The sequence below is a fragment of the Arcicella sp. GW821-FHT09D11 genome, from assembly GCF_059416265.1.
Window position 1 is genome coordinate 184,642 of the sequence record NZ_JBWKOV010000002.1, and the last position, 22,699, is coordinate 207,340.

General features: G+C 35.7%; 9 protein-coding genes. All 9 read right to left on the reverse strand.

Annotation, left to right across the window (positions count from 1 at the left end; all coding sequences use genetic code 11):
• Window positions 1-28: 28 nt before the first annotated feature.
• The 9 genes from AC07N0_RS06175 to AC07N0_RS06215 all read right to left on the reverse strand — a co-directional run bounded on the left by AC07N0_RS06175 (window position 29) and on the right by AC07N0_RS06215 (window position 22,544).
• On the reverse strand, window positions 29-2,440 hold the full coding sequence (locus AC07N0_RS06175; RefSeq protein ID WP_494588510.1) for an ABC transporter permease: 2,412 nt from the start codon (window positions 2,438-2,440) through the stop codon (window positions 29-31).
• A gap of 90 nt (window positions 2,441-2,530) precedes the next feature.
• Window positions 2,531-4,948, reverse strand: coding sequence for an ABC transporter permease (locus AC07N0_RS06180; RefSeq protein WP_494588511.1), 2,418 nt, complete (start codon window positions 4,946-4,948; stop codon window positions 2,531-2,533).
• A 95-nt stretch (window positions 4,949-5,043) separates the two neighbouring features.
• Window positions 5,044-7,428, reverse strand: a complete 2,385-nt coding sequence (locus AC07N0_RS06185) for an ABC transporter permease (RefSeq protein ID WP_494588512.1) — start codon at window positions 7,426-7,428, stop codon at window positions 5,044-5,046.
• Window positions 7,429-7,534: 106 nt separating this feature from the next.
• Entirely contained in the window at window positions 7,535-9,937 is a 2,403-nt protein-coding gene (locus AC07N0_RS06190; protein ID WP_494588513.1) for an ABC transporter permease, read from the reverse strand.
• A gap of 179 nt (window positions 9,938-10,116) precedes the next feature.
• Window positions 10,117-12,501: an ABC transporter permease gene (locus tag AC07N0_RS06195; RefSeq protein ID WP_494588514.1), complete on the reverse strand. Its 2,385-nt coding sequence runs from the start codon at window positions 12,499-12,501 to the stop codon at window positions 10,117-10,119.
• A 21-nt stretch (window positions 12,502-12,522) separates the two neighbouring features.
• On the reverse strand, window positions 12,523-14,889 hold the full coding sequence (locus AC07N0_RS06200) for an ABC transporter permease (protein ID WP_494588515.1): 2,367 nt from the start codon (window positions 14,887-14,889) through the stop codon (window positions 12,523-12,525).
• A 112-nt stretch (window positions 14,890-15,001) separates the two neighbouring features.
• Window positions 15,002-17,422 carry an ABC transporter permease gene (locus AC07N0_RS06205; protein ID WP_494588516.1) on the reverse strand — a complete coding sequence of 807 codons (2,421 nt, stop codon included), beginning with the start codon at window positions 17,420-17,422 and terminating at the stop codon, window positions 15,002-15,004.
• 81 nt (window positions 17,423-17,503) lie between these two features.
• The gene (locus tag AC07N0_RS06210; RefSeq protein ID WP_494588517.1) at window positions 17,504-19,930 is read right to left on the reverse strand and encodes an ABC transporter permease; all 2,427 of its coding nucleotides are present in this window, start codon (window positions 19,928-19,930) and stop codon (window positions 17,504-17,506) included.
• Between the two features lie 142 nt (window positions 19,931-20,072).
• On the reverse strand, window positions 20,073-22,544 hold the full coding sequence (locus AC07N0_RS06215) for an ABC transporter permease (protein ID WP_494588518.1): 2,472 nt from the start codon (window positions 22,542-22,544) through the stop codon (window positions 20,073-20,075).
• Between the last annotated feature and the right edge of the window lie 155 nt (window positions 22,545-22,699).

The window sequence follows — 22,699 nt, forward strand, 5'->3', positions numbered from 1 at the left end:
TCTGACAATAACTTTTAAAAGTAATTTTTTACTCTGTTTTTAAGCTTTTTACAGGATTTTCTAAAGCTGTTTTAAAGGTTTGTAAGAAAACAAAAAGGCTAATGATAATGCTGAATCCGAAAGCAACGATGGCAAACATTTGCCAACTTAAATCTATACGATAGGCATAAGCTGAGAGCCAATTGTTCATACTCATTACGCCAAGTGGAAAGGCAATTACGATGGCAATGGCTATTAAAACCACAAATTCTTTCAGAAAAAGCATGACGATACTGATGCTCGAGGCACCCAATACTTTGCGAATACCCAGCTCTTTGGTTCTGCGTGCAATGCTCATCGAAACCATTCCCAAAATCCCCAATAGCACAATAATTCCTGATAAAATCGTTGCGATTTGCGAGGCTTTCTTGAGTTGAATTTCAGATTGATACAACTTTTGTAACGTATCATCAATAAAAGTATATTCAAAAGCGGAACCGGGCATTAATGTTATCCATTTTTGCTCGATACTTGATAAACACTGAGCAAGATTACTTGGCTGAATTTTGAAAGATAAGTATCGGAAATAAGTAAAATCTTTTACATTCATAAATACTAAAGGTGAAATGGCTTTATGCATTGAACCTATATGAAAATCTTTCGTAACACCCACAATGGTAAAAGGTTGTGTAGAGTAATGAATACGAATTTCCTGACCAATGGCTTCTGTGGGATTTTTAAACCCCAAGGTTTTAATGGCAGTTTCATTCAATACAATTTTTCCAGCTTGAAACCTTTCTTGTGCACGCTGAAAATATACACCTGCAATCATTGGTATTTGATACGTATCAGCATATTTTTCATCCGTTGCTATGGTCTGAACATACACTGCTTGGGTGGAATCTTGCCCCATTTTATAAAAAGCATTATTGTTTCCTCCATGACCTGCTGGAATATCATACGACAAACTTACTTGACTTACTTCTTTTAGTTTAGCCATCTCATCTCGGATGCGTTCCATTTTATCAACGCCTTGTGGCGACCAATCACGGGGAACACTTAAAGTAACAACGGCTTCTTTCTGATAGCCCAAATCTTTGTTAAAAAAATAATTTACCTGTTTATTAATCACACTTGCCCCAACACAAACAAAAAGAGCAATCGAAAACTGCGAAACGATAAGGACTCTTCGCAAGAAAATATTCTCTTTGATAGATTTCAGTTTGCCTTTTAAAGAATCTATGGAAGGCAAATTAGACAAAATAAAAGCTGGATAAACACCCGAAATCAAGCCAATCAGCACCGAAAAAAGTATAGCAAAAAGGTAAAAATATGGTGAAACCGACAACAAAGAAGGTATTTTCTTGTGGAGCATTTGTCCGAAAAAAGGTTGAAATACTTCATAAAGAATCAGAGAAATCAATAAACTGAACAAAGAAATCAAGATAGATTCTGCCAAAAATTGAAGCATTAATTGCTTTTTCTGGCTACCAAGCATTTTTCTAACACCGATTTCTTTGAGTCTTGTAACAGCATTGCCGATAGACATATTGATAAAATTAACAATTGCCATCAGCAGAATAAACAAAGCCACAAAGAACAGCGTAAGAATAGTCTTTTTTACGATACTGTTGTTGGCTTCAAGATAAACCTCTTTCATCGGAACAAGGTAAGCTTGAAGATTGGTACTGATATTTTCGGGTGCATTGGCTTTGATGAGTTTAGCCATTACTTGCGTAACCGTTGCTGGATTTACGCCTTTTTTCAGCTCTACAAAGCCAACATTATAAGGATTGTTCCAAGCGAAGTACTTCTCGATTCCCCAGAATTTACTGCTTTCAAAAGACATTAAAATTGGGATTCTGGTATCAGAAAGTAAGTGCATCACCGAATTAGTATTTACTTTTCCCAAAACGCCCGAAATCATAAAACTCTTTTTGCTTCCAGCATTTGATTCTACCGTCAGGCTTTTGCCAACACAATCCAATTTACCAAAGTACTTAATTGCTTGTTCAGACGAAATTACCATTGAATAAGGTTGGTCTAAAGCCGTTTGGCGGTCGCCATAAAGCAATTGAAAACCATACATTTTCAATAAAGTAGCATCGCCAATTTGAATATCTTCTCTGAAAGCTTTGTCACCGTTTGAAATCGTAGAAGTATAGCCTTCAAAGCCATAGTAATTTTCTACCATATTGGGGTAATTCACTTTCAAAGTTTTTGCCAGCGGAGCAAGTGTCGTGATTTCTAAACCGAAGTCTGCTTGCTTCCATTTACTTTTAATCAAATACTGATTATCAACATTCTTTAAATCAGCATTTACTTGTAGTTCTCCCCAAATGTAAGTGCCTATTAGTAAGGTAAAAGTAATACCCACAGATAAACCCAATATAGAAACCAATGAGTAAAACTTCCGTTTCATCAAGTTTCGCCACGCTATTTTAAAGTAATTTTGTATCATAATTTCAGAAATTTATTAGTTCAAAGTGAAGATAATCAGACTAATATATATTCTGATTTAGCTTAACTTTTTTTAACATTTTAATAGAAATTATTCTGTCCTCAAACTCTTTACAGGGTTGGCTAAAGCGGCTTTCACTGCTTGGAAACTTACTGTTAATAAGGAAATTACAATGGCTGTGATACCTGCCAAAGCAAAAATCCACCAAGAAATTTCAATTTTATAAGCAAAATCTTGTAACCATTTTGTCATTGCCCAATAACCTAAAGGAAATGCAATAAGGCAAGCCATCAAGACTAATTTTAGGAAATCTATTGACAATAAACTTGTAATACTTATTACCGAAGCTCCTAATACTTTCCTGATACCTATTTCTTTGGTGCGTTGTTCTGCGGTGAAAGTAGCCAAGCCAAATAAACCAAGACAAGCTATTACAATTGCTATAAGCGTAAAATAAATAATAATACCAGCCGAACGTTCTTCTTTTTCATAATTCCTTTGGAAGTCTTGGTCAAGGAAAGAATATTCAAAAGGCGTGTCAGGGTTTATTTTTTTCCAAACTTTCTCTATATCAGCAATTACATCTTTGTAGTCTCCTTTCTGTACATTAGCTATTAAATAATGGATTTGGTCGTTACCCAAAAGTTTAATTAGCCCAAATGGAGATATGGTTTCGTGCAGGCTTTTATAATTAAAATCTTTAACAACCCCTACAATTTCTCTTGCGAAAAGTTGATTGTTTAACTCACTGTAAATTTTTTTACCAATGGCATTTTCACTACTAAAACCTAATTGTTTTATGGCAGTTTCATTTAAAACAATCGCATTGGTATCCGCCTGCGGATTACTTGAAAGCGGTCTGCCTATCAATATTTTATAACCAAGTGTAGAAATATAATTGTCGTTTACTCTGGCAAAATGAATATCCACATTGTCTTTCATGGTATTACCTTCTGCATAAAATAGCTGGTCTTCAATTAATTGAATCCCAGGATAACTTGAACCAGCAGTTATTGAAACTATCTTTGGATTTTTCGCCATTTCATTTTTTAGGGCTATATAGTTATTAGCCGATGTTGTACTTTGAAATGGTAAAATAATCTGTTGATTTTTGTTGAAACCTAAATCTTGATTTCGTATTAAGTTCATTTGTTGCCAGATAATCACGACTGCTAAAATCAATGATATTGAAATGACAAACTGAAAAACAACAAGCCCTTTGCGAATAGCAATTACTGAAATACGATTGATTAATTTACCTTTTAGGACTTCAATAGGTTTGAATGAAGCCAGATAGAATGAAGGATAAAGTCCTGCGAAAAATCCTGTGGAAAGTGTAATGCCAATAATCCAAAATAAGGTATTGGGTTTTTGGAACAGCATTAATTTCTTTTGAGTAAAATCATTAAAAACAGGTAAAAATAATTGGATGATAAATACTGCAATGAAAAGTGCAATGATACACATCATCAAGGATTCTCCCAAAAACTGTCTAATCAATGCACTTTGATAGGCACCAATTGCTTTTCGGATACCAACTTCTTTCGCTCTTTTTTCAGCTCGTGCTGTTGAAAGATTCATGAAATTAATGCAGGCAATCAATAATAGAAAGGCTGCTATCGAACTAAAAATATAGATATACTTTATGTTTCCATTTGTAGAAATTTCGTTTCCAAAATTTGACTCTAAGTAAATATCCTTTAAAGGTTGTAAAAAGAAATGTTTTGATACACCCAACGATTTTAGGTCTGCTCCTCCGTTATGTTGAAAAAAAGCTGGCAGTTTTGCTTCAAAAGAAATAGGATTTGTGCCTTTTTTTAATTTAAAATAAGTATGAAATATACTATTGTTTGCCCAGTTGGTTTGGTTTTTTACCCACCCACCAATTTCACTATTTTGCATAGATAAAAATATATGGGCATTGATATGTGATTTATCTTCGGTTTCTTTAAATACTCCTTTTACAGTATAATCAGATTTTCCATAAGGAATCTCAACGCTGATTGTTTTATCTATAGGGTTCTCATTTCCAAAAATTTTATAAGCAACTTTTTCTGATATAACTATGGTATTAGGCTGATATAAAGCTTTTTGAATATCACCATATTTGGACTCATAAGTGAATATTTTAAAAAAAGTAGAGTCTACATAATAAGCATTAGTTTCATAAAATTGCTTATTGCTTTTAGTGTTTTTCAATAGCATTTTATCAATACCGGGAAATTTCAAAAGACGTGTTGCTTGCTCTACCTCTGCAAAGTCCTTCTTTAGTGCATCTGCAACAGGTGCTGGAACCGACACCCATTTTTCTGTTTCAGTCTGGATGGCAATTCTATATAATTGAGCTACTTGATTAAGATGTTTATCATAACTGAGTTCGTCAAAAACATACAAAATTATCAACATACAAGTAGCAAGCCCTACGGCTAATCCAACAATATTAATAAACGAATAAACCTTGTTTCTAACGAGATTTCGTAAAGCGATTTTCAGATAGTTTTGTAACATAATGATATGACTTTAGGATTGATGACTAAATGACCAAAAGATTTTAGATTTGGGATTTTGAAAAAAACTCCGCACTCAAAACTACCAACTCCAAATCATTCTGTCCGCAAACTCTTTACAGGATTAGCCAAAGCTGCTTTTACTGCTTGGAAACTTACCGTTAATAAAGTGATAATCAATGCTCCTAAGCCAGCAAAAGCGAAAATCCACCAAGAAATATCAGTTCTATACTCATAGCTTTGTAACCAATTGTGCATATAGTAATAGGCAATTGGAGTGGCTGTCAAAAGTGAAATTAGCACAAGCAATACAAATTCTTTTGAAAGTAAAGTCCATAGATTCAGAACAGTGGCTCCTAATACTTTTCTGATGCCAATTTCTTTTGTTCTTTGTTCTGCTACAAAAGAGGCTAGTCCGAACAACCCTAAACAAGAAATAAAAATAGCGAGTACTGCAAAAAATGAAGTCAGCTTTCCGATTCTTACTTCGTTAAGAAATTTTAGATTATATTCATCGTCAGCAAACCAATAATCAAATGGCATATCAGGAGCATATTTTTTTAAAGTATTCTCAATTTTACCTAATGCTTCTGAGGGACTTACGTTAGGATTAATTTTGATATTAATAATATTTATCCATTTATAGTCTAATACAAAAACAGTTCGTAAAGCAGGTTCATACGGAGAGTTCATGACCATATCTTTTACTACGCCTAGTATCTTATAAGGTTTGCCATCAATTTTCATGGTTTCGCCAACTACTTGTTTGATGCCCATGAATTTTACGGCAGCCTCGTTCAATACAACGCCAGTAGAATCAGTTGAAAAGGCTCTTGAGAAATCTCTTCCTTCTTTGAATTGCCAACCTACTGTTTTCCCAAAATCGTGGGTTACTGCAACTGTGCCAAAATTGCCTTGTACACTAGGGTCTTTGCCCTTCCAATCATAGCCATTATTAATTGCCCAAACACCCGTTGTTGGACTAGAAGACTCAGACATTTCTGATACAGCACCAGTCTTTATCAAATCATTTCTGATGGCATCATAGTGTTGTAATAATTCAGGCGTATTGACAAACATTGTTAACAAACCTTCTTTGTCATACCCTATTGGGCGATTCTTAGCAAATTGAATTTGATTGTAGATGATAATCGTGCCAATGATTAAAGTAATTGAAACGGTGAACTGCACTACTACTAACACTTTTCTAGGCATTGAGGCAAAATGCCCGATTCTGAAAGTTCCTTTCAACACTGATATGGGCTGAAAAGAAGATAAATACAAGGCTGGATAACTTCCTGCTATAAAGCCCGTAATTAAACAAAAAGCTATATTCAAAAGCCAAAAAGCTGGACTTGTATATAGGATAACCATTTTTTTATCTGCTATTTCATTAAAAGCGGGTAAACTAATCTCTACCAATAGTAAGGATAGTATAAAAGCGATAAATACTACTAAGAAAGATTCACTAAGAAACTGAATGATTAATTGACTACGCATTGACCCAATGGCTTTTCTGACACCAACTTCTTTAGCACGTTTTTCAGAACGGGCCGTACTTAGATTCATAAAATTGATACAAGCCAATAGCAATACAAATATCCCAATAATGCCAAATAGCCAAACAAACTCGATTTTTCCACCTGTATTTATGCCATTTTTAAACTCAGCATATAAATGCCATTTATTCATAGGATGAAGAAATACTTCAGGTTTAAAAGAAGCACCTGCTTTATCGACCTTAAGGAGTTTGATATTTTTTATTTTTGTAGAAACCTTATCCACATCAGCATTATCAGCCAATTGAGCATACGTCTGAAAGGCATTACTTCGCCAAGGGTTGCTTAGCTTTTCATCCCAATTTTCATTTTTGATGTAAAGATCCCAAGGAGCGATGAATGCTAAATCATGAAAATCAGAATTATGAGGAATATCTTCATAAACACCAGTCACTTTTAGCGTAAATTTATTATCAATTCTAAAAGATTTGAACAGAGGGTTTTCATTACCAAAAAATGCTTTTGCTGTTGATTCATCAATTAAGATAGATGAAGGGTCTTTCAACCCATTATTTGTTCCTTTCAGCATTTTTAAGCTTAGCATTTCTGGAGCCTCAGCTTCAAAGTATTCGCCTCGTATAGAAAGCTTTTTATCACCAAACTTCAAGATATGCTTACCTCTTCCAGAAGACATGAGTACAAATTTGAAATCGCTTCCATATTTTTCACGAATTTCAGCACCCAGTAAATAGGGATTAGATGTCTGAGTACCCACTTCGCCATTAAAGGTTTGGTGTTGCATCACTTGTACAATTCTATCATAGTTTTTATGATATTTATTGAACGACAATTCATCATGAATCCACAAGCCAATCAGTATTGCCACTGCCATACCAACAGCTAATCCACCAATGTTAATAAAAGAGTAACCCTTGTTTTTAACAAGATTACGAAAGGCGATTTTGAAATAGTTTCTAAGCATAATGATATGACTTTAGGATTGATGACTAAAAGACTAAAAGACTAAAGGATTTTAGATTTGGGATTTTGACAAAAAACACGCTACATTCAAAACTCCTAACTCCAAATTATTCCGTCCTTAGGCTCTTTACAGGATTAGCCAACGCTGCCTTGATAGCCTGAAAACTTACTGTTAATACGGTAATAGCGATAGCACCTAAGCCAGCAAAAGCAAAAATCCACCAAGAAATGTCTGTTCTATATTCATATTTCTGTAACCAATTGTGCATAAAGTAATAGGCAAGAGGCGTTGCCGTAAGGAGTGATACGATTACGAGGATTAAAAAATCTTTTGAAAGCAATGTCCATAAGTTTAATACCGTAGCACCTAATACTTTTCTGATACCAATTTCCTTAGTTCTTTGTTCAGCTACAAAAGAAGCCAGTCCGAATAAACCTAAGCATGAAATAAAGATAGCAAGGGCAGCAAAAAACAAGGCTAGTTTCCCGATACGCTCTTCAGTTTTGAATTTATTAGCAAATTCTTCATCTGCAAACTTATAGTCGAAAGGAGCAGAGGGAATATACTTTTTGAAGGTAGCCTCAATCTGTGAAATAGACTCGCTCGTACTTTTATTAGGATTCAATTTAAGGGTTATCCAATTTACATTATGTGAACTCAAGAAGTAAAAAGCTTGCTTTACGGGTTTGTATGGCGACTGCATTAGCATATCTTTAATTACCCCAACAATCGTAAAATTTTGTGCATTTTTACCAGTACCCCATGTAACGGTTTTTCCAACGGGATTTTTAATACCCATAAACTTTACGGCTGCTTCATTGATAACTAGCCCTAATGAATCAGTAGAGAAATCTCTTGAAAAATCTCTTCCTTCTTTAAACTTCCAACCTACTGTTTTTCCAAATTCATGGGTAACACTGATGTTAGCAAAGTCAGTATCTAAATTAGGGTCTTTGCCTTCCCAAGAAAAACCACCTGAGTTTGACCAAACTTCGGTTAATGGACTTGATGATTCGGCTAATTCAACAATAGCTCCCGAGCCTTTTAATTCATTGCGCAGTAAATCAAATTTTCCATAAAAGTCTGGCGTTTTCATCATTATCATCATTAGTCCGTCTCTATTATAGCCAATAGGTCTATTTTTTGAAAACTGTACTTGTCGGTAAATAATGATAGTACCAATAATGAGTGCTACTGAAACCGTAAACTGAAATACTACTAAAACCTTGCGTGGTATAGCCGCAAAACGCCCTGCTTTAAAGGTACCTTTTAGTACTTTAACGGGTTGGAAAGATGATAAATATAAGGCTGGATAACTACCAGCGACTAAGCCAGTAAGTAAACTAAAACTAAGTGAGAGAATCCAGAACAAAGGGTTTGTCCACAGAATCTTCATCTTTTTATCTGCTACGTCGTTGAAGAAAGGCAAAACAAGTTCTACCAAAATGATTGAAAAGATAAACGCGAAAGCTACTACTAGTAAAGACTCGCTCAGAAACTGGGCAATTAATTGGCCACGGACTGAACCAATAGCTTTACGAACACCTACTTCTTTCGCACGTTTTTCAGAACGAGCAGTGCTCAAATTCATGAAATTGATACAAGCCAATAGCAATACAAAAATACCTACAATACCGAATAACCAAACATATTCTATCAATCCGCCGATATTCACACCATTTTTCCAGCTAGACTTTAAGTGCCAGTCAGCCATAGGTTGAAGGAAAATTTTAGCATCAAATCGTCTTTCTTCTTTGGGAAGATTGTTGAATTTTGAACGAAGAATGCGTTTGTTAACTGTTTCAAAATCAGTATTATCAGCTATCTGAGCATATAATTGGAATGAATTATTATCCCATTGATTATTATCTCTTGCTCTTTTTATCCACTCTTCCGAAGAAATGTATAAGTCCCAAGGGGCAATGAATTTCAAATCTCTGAATGAAGTATTAAAAGGTAAATCTTCATATACGCCTGTTACCTTTACATTCAGTTTATTATCAATTTTCATGGTTTGATTAATAGGGTCTGAATCTCCAAAAAAAGCTTTTGCCGTTGATTCTGCAAGCAAAATTGAATTAGGTGTTTTCAGTCCTTCATTCGTTCCTTTCAAAATTTTCAGTGACAACATTTTAGGGGCATCAGTATCGAAGTAAATTCCACCTTTAGATAATTGCTTGTCATTAGTAGATAAAATATGGTCTCCTTCCCACGAAGCCATGGCTAAATATTTAAAATTATTACCATACTTGCTTTTAAGCTCAGGCCCTAAAGGAAAAGGCATAGCATTGCCTGTATAAACTGTGCCATTTTCTGTTTGATGTTGCATCCCAACACCTATTTTATCATAATTTGTATGATATTTATCGAAGGATAACTCATCATGAATCCATAAACCAATCAGCATTGCTACAGCCATACCAACTGCTAATCCACCGATGTTGATAAAAGAATATACTTTATTCCTAACAAGATTTCTGAAGGCTATTTTGAAGTAATTTTTGAACATAGCGTGAGGAGGTTATTTTGATGTTGATATGTGACATATATTTTCAAAAACATCACCAAAAAATTATCTATTTGATTTTCAGTAGATTATAAATTTTTGCAAAAAAAGAAGTGTCCGTTTTCGGACACTTCTTGTGCGGTTTTGAACAAATATATAGGCTCTATAAAAGATGGTTAGCCTTATTCAGACCTTAAACTCTTGACAGGATTTGCCAAGGCTGATTTAAAGGCTTGGTAGCTAATCGTTAGTATCGTAATGCATACTAAAAGGACTAATACTAAGGCGAACATCCAACCACCAATGTCGATACGGTAAGGGTAACTTTCTAAGAATTTACTAGCAGACCACCAAGCTAACGGAAAAGCAAATACTACGGAAACAAACACTAATTTCAAAAAATCTTTGGTCAGCATGGCTACGATGGCTAAAGCAGTTGCTCCAAGCACTTTTCTGATACCTATTTCTTTGGTACGTTTTTCGGCAGAAAGCGTAGCTAATCCAAAAAGACCAATACAAGAAATAAACATGATTAAGATAGCCGAAAAGCTAATGATTTGCTTCCATTTTGCCTCTTTTTCATATTGTTTCTGGTTGATTTGGTCTTTAAATTCATAGATATAGGGTTGCGTAGGGCGTAGTTTTTTAAATACTTTTTCGATGTATTTTAAACTAGCAGGCGTATTGCTTGGCTTAATTTTGATATTCAGTTGCGCATACGAACTCATTTCTGGATTGCTAGTGAATAATTGAGGCTTGATGGTTTCGTATAAGGACGAAAAATGATAGTCTTTTACTACGCCTACTACTTGAAACTTTCTATTGCGTGAAAAGAAATCAACTGTTTGTCCGATTGGATTTTTCCATCCTGCTTCTTTTACAAATGCTTCATTGACCAAAATGGCTTGTGCGGTATCCGAAGGAAAATCTTTAGAGAAATTTCTGCCTTGTACCATTGGTATTTGTAGCGTAGGGAGATAATCTTGGTCAACAATATCAAAGGCAAAAACAATGTCTTTGTTACCATTGATACGAGCAAGCGTATTCCAAGAACCACCTTGTCGTGGCGCTACATTTTCGATAGCAGGATTTTTTAATAATTCTTGTTTAAAGGTCTGTGTTTCGGTATAAGTCATTCTGCCCGTGGATAGTTCTACGATATTGTCGTCTTTATAACCTAAATCCTGTTTGACTAAAAAATCAAACTGAGCGTATAGAATCAAGGTAGCCATCATCATAAAGGCTGCTAACGAAAACTGAAAAACGACAAGGCTTTTTTGTAATAAACTGCCCTTCGAAAGCTTGAAGCGACCATAGAGTGTATCGACAGGACTAAAACTTGATAATACCAAGGCTGGGTAAATACCTGCCAAAAATCCTGTGAGGAGGAACAAGAAAAAATAAGCGGCAATCAATTGAATATCAAAAAGGTATTTCAATGATAAAGCTTTGTTTGATAAACCATTGAAGACAGGCAACGTTAATTCTACCAAAACAATGGCTAACAAAAAGGCAATGAGGCTCAAGACAAAAGATTCGCCCATGAATTGCCAGATAAGTTGCTTACGGTCGCCACCAACTACTTTTCGGATACCAATTTCCTTACTTCTTTTGACCGAACGAGCTACCGTTAGATTTACAAAATTGATACAGGCAATCAACAATAGAAAAATAGCCAACCCAATTAATACATAAGAATACATGGGATTACTTTCGTCTCTTAGTCCATTGGCTGCTCTGAATTCTGTAGAAAGATGAACGTCTAAAAAGGGTTGCAATCCATATTGTATGGTACTTTGGTAGTTCCATTTTTCTTTCGCTTCAATCAATTGCCCTTTTGCTTCACGTGCATAAATACTGGCAAATTTCGCTTCTAAGGCCTTTGGGTTAGCAAAAGGTTTTAAGGTTACTATTGTGTTTAAATAAAAGTTTATCCATTGGTCATCATGCGTTTTATCGCGGTGATAGGGCATCAATAAATCAATCTTGACAGAAGAATTTTGGGGCGTCTTTTTGGTAACAGCACCCACGGTGAAATCTTGAAAGGTATCATCGTAATTAATAGACAATGTTTTGCCTAAAGCAGGCTGGTTGCCAAAATATTTTTCGGCAACCTCCTCCGAAATTACCACGGATTGTGGGTCTTTTAAAGCTGTTTTAGCAGAACCTTCTGCAAAATCAAACGTGAAAATGGTGAAGAAAGAACTATCTACCTTCATGGCATCTTGCACCAGAATATCATTCCCTTTTTTGATATTATAACTTTCGCCTTGCATACGGACGTAGTTTTCAATCTCAGGCAATTGCTCTTTAAAACTAGGGCCAGGCATCATGCCTGTAATCCCAAATTTTTGTACTTTACCATCTGGAGCAGTTTCTGTAGAGGTGATTCTATAAATCTGATTGACATTTTTATGGAAACGGTCGTAACTGACTTCGTCTTTGGTATAAAGTACTATCAGCATACAGCAAGCTAAGCCAATGCTTAAACCCGCAATATTGATAAACGAAAACACCTTATTGCGTTGGAGGTTTCGGATAGCTATTTTTAAATAGTTTTGTAACATCGCTTTAATGGGTTAGTTTTTTTATTCGTTACGGAGGCTTTTAATGGGATTGGACACTGCTGATTTCAATGCTTGATAACTGACCGTAATGAACGCCAATGCCATACTGGTTAAACTTGCCAACAGAAAGGTTTCCCAAGTCAGGGATATTCTAAAGACAAAGTCTTGCAACCATTTTTGCATAGCCCACCAAGCCAATGGAATGGCTATGAAGTTGGCAATGATAACAAGCCCTAAGAAGTCTTTAGAAAGTAGGAATACAATGTTTCTGATGTTGGCGCCCAATACTTTTCTAATACCAATTTCCTTATCTTTTTGCTCTGCCAGAAATGTAATTAATCCGAAAAGACCTAAACAGGCTATCAGAATAGCGATACTAGTAAAGCTGAAAAACATCTTTGACATACGTACTTCATCACTAAATGTCTTTTGAAATGCTTCATCTAGGAAATAAAATTCAAAGGGCTTCTCGCTTTGGTATTTATCATAGATACTTTGTATCTGGGCTACTTTTGCTTGCACATCGGTTTTTGAGTCTAACCGTAGATAAATACAACCAGATAATATTTCAGTAGGATTGGGTGCAGCTACTGAAATCATCAATGCTTCGATTTTTGATTTTACACCATCATAATGAAAATCTTTCATGACTCCACCGACGATGCTTGTTCCATTGCCAAGGTTTACAGATTTGCCTACAGGATTATCACCCAATTCCATTTGTTTTACAGCTACTTCGTTTAGATAGATTTTTGCTGTTAAATTTTTATTGTCAATAGGCGCTTTCAGCCATTTCAAATCAACAGTATTAAAGAAATTTTCGTCGGTGCTGATAGAAAATAATGTAACTTCTTTTTTAGAAATCAATGACTTAGTAAACCATGCATTTACGCCTTTATACAAGGGTGTTGAAACGCTTGAAACACTTTTTACACCACTTATTTGCTTGAGTTCATTGTTGAACAATGAGATTTTTGAGGCAGCACTTTCTTCAATAGGTAATACCAATACTTGGTCTTTGGTTAGTCCCAAATCCATGTTTCGCATAAAATCCAGTTGTTGTTGTACTACCAAAGTGCAGATGATAAGGACTACCGAAACGGAGAACTGGAAAATTAAAAATCCCTTTCGAACGATTGCACCACTCTGTTGGCTTGAAAACTTACCTTTTAGCACTTCTATCGGGCTGAACCTAGAGAGAAAAAGGGAGGTATAACTTCCAGATAATAGAATACTCAATACAAATATTAAGAGCAGTAAGCCTATAAAAAGAGGACTTTTCATAAAAGAGGTATCTACCTCCAAGCCCAAAATGTCGTAAAATGGCTGACGTAGTATTTCTAGTAATAGAAAGGCTAACACAAAAGAACATAAGCAATATATAAAGGCTTCTACATAAAACTGCTTTACTAAACCTAGGCGTTCGGCACCAACTACTTTTCTGATACCTACTTCCTTTGCCCTAATCGTGGCTCTAGCAGTTGTCAGACTCATGTAGTTAAACAATGCCAGCACTAAAATCAATATCGCTATGCCCGAAAAAATTAAGGCAAATTTTGTATTTGCTTTATCCGAAAAATTGCTTCCGTTATGAAGTTTATCAAATTGTTCAAGTGAATAGGTGGCAGTTTCATCAAATCCCCCTGAGAGTTTACCCGCTTTAATAATCGTTTTTTCTACTTTAGAAACAGACTGCTGTTTATTCAATAACACATAAGTTTCAAATGAACCCGCACGCTCCCAAATTGATAGGTGAGAGGCATCTAGTTTTGGGAAAGTGGCGATAGACGTAATCAACTCAAATTGAAAAGTTGAATTGGAAGGCATTTGTGCCATAACACCCGTCACCGTGAAAACTTGTTTGCCTTCCAACAATAATGTTTTTCCAATAGGGTTTTCGTTGCCAAAATATTTTTTAGCAACCTTCTCTGAGATGACCAAACTGAAAGGATTGTTTAAGAATGATTTATCGTTGCCTTGTAAGGTTTTAAACGTAAATAATTTGAAAAAAGCAGGGTCAACGAATGAAAGCGATTCTTCTTTGAATTTGATTTCAGGATGAAGCGCATTTTTGAAAGTAATATTCCTTTCATTGTTTATTCTAATAAACTCTTCTACTTCAGGGTTAGCTTCTTTTAATAATTCACCCAATTTAGCATTCATGGCTGTAAACTGAACAGTTTGTTCCCCGTATTTGCTCACCGATAATATTCTATAAATTCTATTACCTTTTTCGTGAAATTGGTCGTAGCTAAATTCATGCGAAACAAAAAGTAAAATCAGCATAGCGGCTGCTAAGCCCGTAGCTAGCCCACCAATATTCAAGATAGAATACAGTTTATTACGCCATAAATTCCTAAGGGCTATTTTTAGATAGTTTTGTAGCATGATGTTTATGATTTAAAGATTTCAGGACTAAATGACTGTAGGATTTTAGATTTGGGATTTTGAGTTTTAATGAAAATACTCCTCACGCTGCATTCAAAACTCCCAATTCAAATCATTCTGTTCGTAAACTTTTTACGGGATTAGCCAAGGCAGCTTTAATCGCTTGGTAACTGATAGTCAACAAAGCAATGAGGATGGCTAATATTCCCGCTAATACAAATACCCATGCGTTAATATCAATCCGATATGCAAAATCTTGTAGCCACTTGTCCATGAGCCAATACCCTAACGGAAAAGCTAAACAGCAGGCTACTAATACCAATTTGAGGAACTCTTTAGAAAGTAAGGTTACGATTTGTTGTACCGAAGCACCTAAGACCTTGCGAACACCAATTTCTTTGGTACGTTGTTCAGCCGTGAAAGTAGCTAAGCCAAACAACCCTAAGCAAGCTACAAAAATGGTCAGCCCTGAGAAAATACTTAAAATGACACTTACTTTCTGTTCGCTCTGATACGTTTTTTCAAATAGCTCGTCCATGAAAGAATATGCAAAAGGCTCTTCTACATTAAACTTTTGCCATTGGTTTTTCAATGAAGCCAACAAACCTTCCACATCTTTGCCTTTTACTTTGATAGTTAAACCATAAGTTTTTTCAGAAACCATCAACAAAGGTGTGATACTTTCGTGGAGCGATTTAAAGTGAAAATCCTTCACAACGCCAATGATTCTATATGTAATTTTCAAGCCTTCGTTATTTTTTAGGCGAGTAATGGTATGTCCAACGGCATTTTTACCCCAACCGAAAGCTTTTGCTGCTGTTTCGTTGATAATCATTGCAGTAGAATCCGTTGCAAAATCTTTAGAGAAATTTCGTCCAGCAATGATTTTCATGCCCATCGTTGGAATATACTGCTCGTCGATTTTGTACTCTAACGTTCGCATCATTTGGGAATCATCTCCGTCGGGATAGCCCAGAGAATTATTTGAATCGCTCGGTCCGGCTGGCAAATAACCAGCACTGGTTACGCTCAATACTCTTGGGTCTTGTAAAATTTGCTGACGAAATACTTCTTCATTTTTTCCCATCGACCAAGTATTTCGCATGATGAGTAATTGGTCTTTGGCATAGCCTAAATCTTTACTTTGAATAAACTTAATTTGCTGATACACCACCGTTGTACCGATGATTAGAGCAATAGAAATAAAGAATTGAAAAACTACCAAACCGCTTCTCAGACTGATACTTTTTCCTGCCAATTTGAATTTTCCTTTCAGTACTTCCACAGGATTGAAAGACGAAAGGAAAAAAGCTGGATAACTACCTGCCAAAACGCCAACCAAGAAACCAAAAAGTAAAAAAGCAAGAAGTAGGAGAGGGTTTTTGAGGAAATCTAATTGTAAATCTTTTTCGGCTAAATCATTGAAAATTGGCAAGGCTAATTGCACCAACATCAAAGAAAGTAAAAGTGCAACGATGCTTAAAAGTACCGATTCAAATAAAAACTGGGTAATCAAATCTTGTTTTACAGAACCCAATACTTTACGAACGCCTACTTCTTTGGCACGTTTGGAAGCCCCCGCAGTAGAAAGATTCATGAAATTAATACAAGCGATGAGTAACATAAATATCGCAATCGCTCCGAAAATATAAACATATTGAATGTTTCCGCTGGCTTCCATGCTACCAGTATAACCAGCGTCTAAGTGAATACTAGTTAAGGGTTGAAGGAAAAGTCCAAGCTGATTACCTTTCTGTAAAAACTGCGGAAGGCTCATACCCATGGCTACTTGGATTTGCGGACCCATGTATTTTTTAATGACTTGGGGCAATTTGGCTTCTAGTTGCTTATAATCATACCCTTCTGGTAGCACCAAATACGTGAAGAATCCTGAGGTCATCCATGAATCACTCTTTGCATCTTTTACACTGGCCATTGAACCAAAAATATCAAAATGGAAGTGCGAATTATGCGGTACTTTGTCGATAAGCCCTGTTATTTTATAATTCTCATTCCAACTTTTGATAAATAATACCTTGCCGATAGGGTCTTCGTTTCCGAAATATTTTTTAGCGAAAGCCTGTGTGATGACAGCGGTATTGGGTTGAATCAAAGCCGTTTTAGCATCGCCTTTCAGAAGAGGCAAAGTAAATACTTGGAAGAAATTGGCATCTACAGAAGCAAAAGAGTTTTCCTTGAATTTCTTATCATGATATACAATTTCAGGCGAACCACTGGTGCGTAAACGAGTAGCATCTAATACTTCAGGGTAGTCGTTTTTCAATACTTGTGCTGTTGGGGGCATCACATTGGCTTCATTGATTTTTCCATCATTGATAGAGGCTTTAAAAACAACACGATATATCCTATCGGCTTTTTCATTAAATCGGTCATAGCTTAATTCATCATAGACAAAAAGCATAATGATAAGGCAAGTAGCAATTCCCAAAGCCAAGCCTACGACATTAATTGCTGAGAAAGTCTTGTTTCTAAGCAAATTACGAATAGCGATTTTTAAATAATTTTGTAGCATGATTATATGACTTTAGGACTAAAGGATTTTGAATTTTGATGAAAACTACTCCTCACTCCGCATTCTAAACTCTTCACTCATTTATTCTGTTCTCAAACTTTTTACTGGATTCATTAAGGCTGATTTGATGGCTTGGTATCCAACGGTTAGTAAAGCAATTCCTAAAGCCAAAGCTCCAGCCACTACAAAATACCACCATTCAATGGTTATTCTACTCGCAAAATCTTGTAGCCATTGTTGCATAAAATAATAGGCAATTGGGCAAGCAATAATAATGGCGATAAATACTAGTATTAAAAAATCCTTTGATAACAATTGTACAATACTCAATACAGATGCTCCTAATATTTTACGGATACCAATTTCTTTGGTACGTGATTCTACCGTGAAAGTAGCTAATCCAAAAAGACCCATGCAAGCAATGAAAATTGCCCAGACAGAAGCCGTTGTGAACAAAGTACTATATTGGCTTTCCGTTTCATATTGCTTGTTGAAATTGTCATCCATAAAGGAATATTCAAATGGATTACCAGAAAAATTGCTTTTAAATATGCTTTCTAGTTTAGCTACTTTAGAGACCATATTGTCTCCAGATAACTTTACAGTCAGGTACGAAGAGCTATTCTGCGGATAGAAAATCATCGGGTCGATAGCTGTTTGTAAGCTTTTATGATGATAGTCTTTCACTACCCCAATTACTTCAAGGTAACGCTCGTCCCATTTGATTTTGGCATTTACAGCCTCTGTTGCCGACCGAAAGCCTAATTGTGCAATGGCTTTTTCGTTCAAAAGCACTTTGCTATTATCATTCCAATCAACATCACATTCTTTAGCCGTAAAATTGCGTCCCGCCTTTAAAGGAATCTGATAGGTTTTCAAAAAGTTATTGCCAATGATAACAAATGAATAAGCTTTCTGTTCATCACCTGCTTTTGATTTTGCTGAAGTGAAACCAACTGTCGTAAAATTATACCAGTTGCTAGGGACGCTTCCGCTCGTGCAATAATCAGTCACAAAGCTTTGTTGGGCAATCGCTGTTTCAAAGGCACTTATTCGACTTTTATAAGTACTATCTTTGCCAATTTCTGGGCCTTTTATGACTAACAATTGCTTGATATTCATGCCTAAATCTTGGTTTTGCATGTGTTTCAATTGACTGAAAACAATGATAGTAACAATGATTAGGGCAATGGAAATACTAAATTGTGTCACTACCAATGATTTTCTCAAGAATATTCCTTTGGTCGATTTATGTAATTTGCCTTTGAGCGTTTCTATCAATTTGAAATTAGCCAGCCCAAAAGCAGTATAAACACCCGAACCAATAGAACCTACGATTAACAAACCTAAGCCTATTATCCACAGGGAGGAGGAGAGGAGGGTTGCGAAAGACAGGTCTTTCTGAATTGTCTGGTTGAAAAAGGGTTGTAATAAAGTAACTAAAAAGATAGCTCCCACAAAGGCAAACAAATTCACTAACATCGATTCCCCTAAAAATTGGAGTACCAGATTACTTCTAGTGGCACCGATTACTTTTCGTACGCCTACTTCGTTAGCTCTTTTCAGGGCATTGGCCGTGCTAAGGTTGATATAGTTAAACCATGCTATTACCAAAATAAGGAATGCTATTCCACTAAGAATGAACACATATTTTACATTACCATAGTGTTGATAAGTATCTGAAAAACTACTGGCTAAATGTATTTCAGAAAAGGGTTGCAATCTGAAATTAATAGCATCGTTTTCTTTGCTAAATTCAGTTCTAAGGGTGTTTAATTTGCCTTCAAGTGCCAAATAATCAGTTTTTTGATTGAGCAAAAAATACGTGTCAATATATTGTGAGTCTAAATTATCAATACTTGCCCAATCATTGCCATTTAAATTGGCTGGATTTTTTAGGGTTTCTAAAGAAAGTACTAAATCTAACTTTATATCCGAATTATCGCCCATGTCAGCAAAGACGCCTTTTACGGCATAATCTTTTTTGCCAAATTGGTTATATAAGGTAAGCGTTTTGCCGATAGGGTCTGCTGTATCAAAATACTTTTTAGCGGCCGACTCAGCCATGAAAATTACATCAGGTTTATTTAACTCACTAGCCGAGCCCTTGATAAGAGGGAAGGTGAAAAATGAAAAGAAATTTCCTTCGGCATAGGCAATATTTTTCTCTCTAAACGAAACGTTCTTAGATTCATTTTTTACAATGCCTTGCGCCACTCCATCGGCTATCCTGCAATATGCTTTTATTTCTGGAAGACGCTCTTTGGCTTTGGTTGCCCAGCCTGGTTCTACTTGCGCCCACGTTTCGCCTTTATTATTCTGGTTCAGTAAGCGGTACATATTGGGTAAATTAGCATGAAATTGGTTCACGCCTCTTTCCAAGCTTACATATTCTAAAATCAACAAAAAGGCAGAAATTCCTAAAGCCAACCCTGCAATATTAATGAATGAGTAAACCTTGTTCCTGAACAAGACTCTCAAAGCTATTTTAAGATGATTTTTAAACATGAGTTATGACTTTAAGATTTTAGACACTAGATTTTAGACTTTAGTATTTGTGATTTTAGGATTTTTAGACTTTAGGACTAAAGGATTTTGGATTTCGGTGAAAAAATACTCCTCACTCCGCATTCCAAGCTCCTCACTCCATTCATTCTGCTCGCAAGCTCTTTACAGGGTTCATCAAGGCTGCTTTGATAGACTGGTAGCTTACTGAAATCAAGGCGATGATGATTGAAGCAATGGCTGCCAAAGCAAAAATCCACCAACTGATGTCTACTCGATAAGCAAAGTCTTGTAGCCACTTATTCATTGCCCAATAGGCAATTGGCGAAGCTATTACAATGCCTAGGATGACTAACTTCAAGAAGTCTTTTGATAACAACTTCACAATCTGACTTACCGATGCTCCCAATACTTTTCTAATACCAATTTCTTTCGTGCGTTGTTGGGTTGTAAAGGCTACTAGGCCGAATAAGCCCATGCAAGAAATCAAAATAGCAATACCCGTAGCCGTATTTAGGATTTGAGCAAAACGTTTTTCTTTTTCATAAAACTTCGCAATACTTTCATCAAAGAACGTAGCGCTAAATTCTTCATAGCTATTTGGATATACTTCCTTATAAGCCTTTCCTATTTTGGCTAAGACGGCCTTGAAATCAGCAGACGATTGTCCTTTGCTACGCACTTTCACATTGAAAGCCGTTTCATATTTATTCTCCGACATCATGTATAAGGGCTGAATAGCCTTGTGCAAGGGTTGTAAATGAAAATCAGCCACTACTCCCACGATTGGTAAGTTGATATCTCCTTTACCTCCTGAATAAATCAAAAATTGACCAACGGCTTGTTCTGGTTTATTAAAGCCCAACGCTTTTGCATAGCTTTCATTAATTACAAATTCTTTGGCGGTATCACTAGTTGTAAGATTTCTTCCTGCTATAACTTTCAAGCCATACATTGGGATATAATTTGCATCAACAGAGCGTCTGTGAACATCCAACTTAACTTCTTTTTTCCCATTTCTATAGGTAACCCTGTTGGTAGAATATCCATTTTTAGCTGGTTTGTCACCTAGACTAACCATTTCTACTTCAGGGATTTGTTTTAGCTTTTGAATCAATACATTCTTCTTATTATTTTCTGTATCGTGCCAATCGCTATAAAAATTAATGATAGCATCCTTTTTAAAACCTAAGTCTTTATTAATCATAAACCTAGATTGCGTAGCGACGATGATTGTCCCTAAAATGAAGACTTGCGATGCCGTAAACTGAAACGTAATCAATGCTTTGCGGAGGAATGCTGTACGGCTTTGACCATTCACTACCTGATTTTTTAAGGATGATACAGGCTGATAAGATGAAATAATCCAAGCAGGATATAAGCCCGATAAAATACAGGTTACGATGGTAATGGTTATTAAAAAAGCAATAATGTTTGGGGCTAAAATATTAAAATGTAATTCTTTAGGAAAGAAATCTTCAAATACCCAAAGGATGGGTTCTACAAACAAAATAGACAGCAATACCGCTAAGGTAGTGATGATGAGGGTCTCACATAGAAATTGTGTAACCAAGCTTTTACGATTGCTACCCAATACTTTACGTACCCCAATTTCTTTTACACGGGTGATAGATTGGGCAGTAGCTAAATTGACAAAATTGATAGCGGCAATCAATAATAAAAATACTGCGATACCTAGCAAGGCATAGAGTGTTGGTAAATGTACCTGACGGGAAAAATTATCACCAAATTCAGCATTGAAATGTATATCCGACAAAGCTTGTAAACTAAGGGAACGCCCAATATTCCATTCGTCTTTTTGATCAAGATGCTTCTTTAGAAAAGTTGGAAACTTGGCATTGATATTCCCTGCTGTGGTATTCTGACTAAGTTTCACAAACGCCATAGAACTAGAATTTGTATTGGTCCATTCGTCCAATTGAAATTCTTTTCTCCAGTTTTTTGCCTCGATGCTTTTAAAGGAAATAAAAACTTTGAATTTGAAATCAGAATTATCAGGCAATTCTTTGACAATACCTGTTACGGTTGTAATCAAAGAATCATTAAAGTATAATTGCTTGCCTAAAACTTGTTGTAAAGGAATTTTGCCAAAATATTTTTCAGCTTCATTTTTTGTTAATATTACCTCATTGGGTGTTTGAAGGGCTGTTTTTTGATTACCCTCTAGCCATTCGTAATTGAAAATATTAAAATACTGTGGCTGACAAATCAAGATTTCAGCATTATTGCTTTTCCATGTTTTAGGCAAATTTTTAGTATCGTTCTTATCGTTTGGTACTGTTACTTTAGACTCCCAAACATGGCAAGCCGTTAGGTATTCAATGCCTGGTACTTCCTGTAAGATGGATTCGGGCATGGGGGCAGATAAGCCTGCATTAAAGAAATACTTGCCATCTTGATTTTTAAATCCAGACGTGATTCGGTAAATCCGTTCACGGTCGGGATGAAAATTTTCAAAACTCAATTCAAAGCTTACCAACAGGTAAATTACCAAACAAGCACTTACGCCAATAGCTAAGCCCAGAATATTAACTAAGGAATAGAGTTTGTTTCTAAACAAGATTCTCAAAGCGATTTTTAAGTAACTGTTGAACATAATTTTTTAGACTTTAAGATTTTAGAAATAAGACAAAAGACTTTAGGGTTTACGATTTTTAAGATGTAGGATTAATGACTTTAGGACTAAAAGACTGAAGCGTTTTGGGATTAGGTAAAAAATATATCCCTCACTCCGCATTCAAAACTCTAAAC

What these genes read in the sequence shown, in the direction of transcription:
- AC07N0_RS06200 (WP_494588515.1), bottom strand. Translation starts at nt 14,889, where the DNA reads ATGCTACAAAACTATCTAAAAATAGCCCTTAGGAATTTATGGCGTAAT.
- AC07N0_RS06180 (WP_494588511.1), bottom strand. Translation starts at nt 4,948, where the DNA reads ATGTTACAAAACTATCTGAAAATCGCTTTACGAAATCTCGTTAGAAAC.
- AC07N0_RS06205 (WP_494588516.1), bottom strand. Translation starts at nt 17,422, where the DNA reads ATGCTACAAAATTATTTAAAAATCGCTATTCGTAATTTGCTTAGAAAC.
- AC07N0_RS06215 (WP_494588518.1), bottom strand. Translation starts at nt 22,544, where the DNA reads ATGTTCAACAGTTACTTAAAAATCGCTTTGAGAATCTTGTTTAGAAAC.
- AC07N0_RS06185 (WP_494588512.1), bottom strand. Translation starts at nt 7,428, where the DNA reads ATGCTTAGAAACTATTTCAAAATCGCCTTTCGTAATCTTGTTAAAAAC.
- AC07N0_RS06195 (WP_494588514.1), bottom strand. Translation starts at nt 12,501, where the DNA reads ATGTTACAAAACTATTTAAAAATAGCTATCCGAAACCTCCAACGCAAT.
- AC07N0_RS06210 (WP_494588517.1), bottom strand. Translation starts at nt 19,930, where the DNA reads ATGTTTAAAAATCATCTTAAAATAGCTTTGAGAGTCTTGTTCAGGAAC.
- AC07N0_RS06190 (WP_494588513.1), bottom strand. Translation starts at nt 9,937, where the DNA reads ATGTTCAAAAATTACTTCAAAATAGCCTTCAGAAATCTTGTTAGGAAT.
- AC07N0_RS06175 (WP_494588510.1), bottom strand. Translation starts at nt 2,440, where the DNA reads ATGATACAAAATTACTTTAAAATAGCGTGGCGAAACTTGATGAAACGG.